Here is a 3,293-nt window from a genome sequence, read left to right on the forward strand (position 1 = left end):
CCCGCCCCCGTACCGCCAGCGTCTCGCTGGCCCTGTCTTCTGCCCCCCGTACCGCCAGCGTCCCGCTGGCCTTGTCTTCCTTTCAAACACCGGGCCGGCGCGAAACCCAAAGACAAGGCCGCCGAGACGGCGGCGGTACAGAACAGCCCCGCATGCCCGCCCCCGTACCGCCAGCGTCCCGCTGGCCCTGTCTTCTGCTCCCGTACCGCCAGCGTCTCGCTGGCCCTGTCTTCCTTTCAAACACCGAGCCGGCGCGAAACCCGAAGACAAGGCCGCCGAGACGGCGGCGGTACAGAACAGCCCCGCATGCCCGCCCCCGTACCGCCAGCGTCTCGCTGGCCCTGTCTTCTGCCCCCCGTACCGCCAGCGTCCCGCTGGCCTTGTCTTCCTTTCAAACACCGGGCCGGCGCGAAACCCGAAGACAAGGCCGCCGGGACGGCGGCGGTACGGAACGGCCCCCGCCCGAGGGAAAGGGACCCCAAAAAGAAGGCGGCCCCCGCCTGGAGAGGCGGGGGCCGCCGGAATCGTCGGGGGAATCAGACGTTTTCGGGGACCACGAAGGGGTCGCGGTACTTGCGGGTGAGCAGGGCGGTGGCCTCGGGGTCGCCGGTGAACTCGTTCTTGGCCTCGTCGTAGGTGAGGTCGCGGTTGAGCTTGACGGAGATCAGGCCGAGGTGGCACAGGGCGGAGGAGAGATGCCCCTCGCGGATGGGCGCGTTGACCTTGGAGGGGTCGTTGGCGCGGATGCAGTCAATGAAGTTGCCGTAGTGGTCGCCTTCCTGGCTGTTCTCCGGGCCGGGCTCGCCCTTCTCGCCGAGGTAGACCTTGTAGTGCTCGTAGGAGTCAATGACCATGTAGCCCTTGTCGCCGTAGAAGATGACGCCGACCTTGGCGCCCTTCTCGTCGTTGGTGCACCAGGGGCGCACGTCGAAAACGAGCATCTTGCCCATCTTGCCCGCGTTGGGGTAGTCGTACGCCGTGGTGATGACGTTCGGGACTTCCTTGTCGTCGTCGAAGATGAGCTTGCGGCCCATGCCGGAGACCTTCGTGGGCAGCTCGACGCCCAGGCCCCAGCGGGCCACGTCCATCTGGTGCACGCCCTGGTTGCCGATGTCGCCGTTGCCGTAGTCCCACATGTAGTGCCAGTTGTAGTGGAAGCGGTTCGGGTTGAAGGGGCGCTCGGGCGCGGGGCCGAGCCACATGTTGTAGTCCACGCCCTCGGGGGCCTGGCCGTCCGGCTTCTTGCCGATGTCGTCGCGCCAGCGGTAGCACAGCCCGCGGGCCATGTACACCTCGCCGATGACGCCCTCGTTCAGCAGGCGGATGGCCTCCTGCATGGAGGGGTTGCTGCGGATCTGGGAGCCGTGCTGCACGACCTTGCCGTACTTCTGGGCGGCCTCGACCAGCTTGGCGCCCTCGAACACGTTGTGGGAGCAGGGCTTCTCGACGTAGACGTGCTTGCCCGCCTGGAGCGCCCAGATGGCCGCGAGGGAGTGCCAGTGGTTCGGCGTGGCGACGGTCACCGCGTCAATGTCCGGGTTCTGGTAGAGCTCGCGCATGTCCTTGTAGGTCTTCGGCTTGCCGCCCAGCTTCTCCAGCTGCTTCACGTAGCTGCCGAACTGCTTCTCGTCCACGTCGCAGACGGCCGCCACCTCGACGTTTTCCTGGCGGAGGAGGCCCTTGAGGTGGTCGCGGCCCCGGCCGCGCAGGCCGACGATGCCCACGCGGACCCGGTCGTTTGCACCGGCCCACGACGTCTTCGACGTGCCGACCATCATCACCCCCGCGGCGGCGCCCATGGCGGCCCCGCGCACGAAATTCCTGCGACTCACTTCCTTGCTCATTACGTCAATCCCTTTCTGTTGCTTTGGCATGTCCCCGGCGGCGGCGCGTCGCCGGAGAGCCTGACGGAACGGCCAGTCTAGCACAGCGCCCCCTGCGGGGCAAGTCCGCCGACGGAAGAAGAAAGGCCGCTTCGCCGGAACGAATCCCCCCTAAGACACGCGGCGCGAACCCCGGGTTTCGCGGCGCGCCCCGGCTGCGGGGCGCCCGGCGGGTCCGGCAGCCGGTGCGCGAGCCGCCCCGCGCGCGCGATTAACCTTGACAGGGAGGGGCGTTCATGCTAGGCTCATGGATGGGAACGAGTATCTGAGGCAGGGATGGTTGGTTTCGGCGGCGGGTTGACCGCAAACGGCGGGCTGAATGCCGGGAGCGGTGAGACGCTGAATCCTCTTCCCCCTTGGGGACCGTGCCACAACTGGTATTGGAGGCTGTCCATGATGCTTCACCGGACACACGCGGCCTTTGGCGGCTTTTTCACGGTTCTCGCGCTGCTGCTGGGAGGCGCCGCGGGACATGCCGGGGCGGTCTGCCCGCTGCCCAGCGACCCGCAGCAGCAGCTGGAGATTGTCATCTCCATCGTGGACACCAACGGCGACGGCGGCCTGAGTCTGGCGGAGATTCAGGCGCTGTATCCCGGCATGACGTCCACCTACTTTACCTTCGCCGACGGAAACCGTGACGGCAAGATCACGGCGGCGGAGCTGGTGCCCTGGCTCAGCCTGCTGCCGGGAATGAATCTGCTCAGTCTCGTGGACAGCAACCTGAACGGCGCGATTGAGTATTCCGAGGTGGCAACCTATGTCACGCCGGAACAGTTCGCGCTGGTGGACATCAACGGCGACGGCGTGGTGGACTGTTTGGACATCGGCGGCGGCCCCGTTGAGGGCGAGCCCGCCGAGGGTGAGGGCGAGGACCCCGGCGATCCCCCCTGCCCCATCGGCGAAGTGACAGCGGACACGCTGGTGGAGCTGGTGCTGATCCTGGTGGACACGAGCGGCGACGGCTCGCTGTCCGTTGGGGAAGTTCAGGCGGTCTACCCCGAACTGGAGACGGTGTATTTCACCCTGCTGGACAGCAACCGTAACGGCCTGCTGGACGCCGCGGAGCTGGCCGCGCTGACCGCCTTCCTGCCGCTGGATGATTTCCTGGACGAGGTGGACCTGAACGGCGACGGCCTGGTCGCCTACGCCGAAGTTTCGCAGTATGTGACGGAGGCGCAGTTTGCCCTGGCCGACCTCAACGGCAACGGCTTTGTGGACTGCGAGGACATTGACCTGCTCACGGGCGGCACGGACCCCGGCGAGGGCGAGGGTGAGGACCCGGTCGAGGGCGAAGGCGAGCCCACCCCCCCCTGCCCCATTGACTTATCCATCGCGAACATTGCGGCGGTCGCGGTCTCCCTGCTCGACACCGACGGGAACGGCGGGCTGTCGCTGGCCGAGATCGAGGCG

At 67.3% G+C, this 3,293-nt stretch carries 2 protein-coding genes; one reads left to right on the forward strand and one right to left on the reverse strand.

Annotation, left to right across the window (positions count from 1 at the left end):
- Nucleotides 1–536 precede the first annotated feature (536 nt).
- Nucleotides 537–1,874, reverse strand: a complete 1,338-nt coding sequence (locus GXY15_14480) for a Gfo/Idh/MocA family oxidoreductase (protein NLV42415.1) — start codon at nt 1,872–1,874, stop codon at nt 537–539.
- 402 nt (nt 1,875–2,276) lie between these two features.
- On the opposite strand from GXY15_14480, the gene GXY15_14485 reads away from it, so the two are divergent.
- Nucleotides 2,277–3,293, forward strand: a 1,017-nt coding sequence (locus GXY15_14485; GenBank protein ID NLV42416.1) for a hypothetical protein, incomplete at its 3' end; no start/stop codon positions are given.

The sequence above is a fragment of the Candidatus Hydrogenedentota bacterium genome (assembly GCA_012730045.1).
GTDB lineage: Bacteria > Hydrogenedentota > Hydrogenedentia > Hydrogenedentales > CAITNO01 > JAAYBR01.

Bases quoted from the DNA above. Each gene is read 5' to 3' on its own strand.
- GXY15_14480 (NLV42415.1), bottom strand. From the start codon at position 1,874: ATGCCAAAGCAACAGAAAGGGATTGACGTAATGAGCAAGGAAGTGAGT.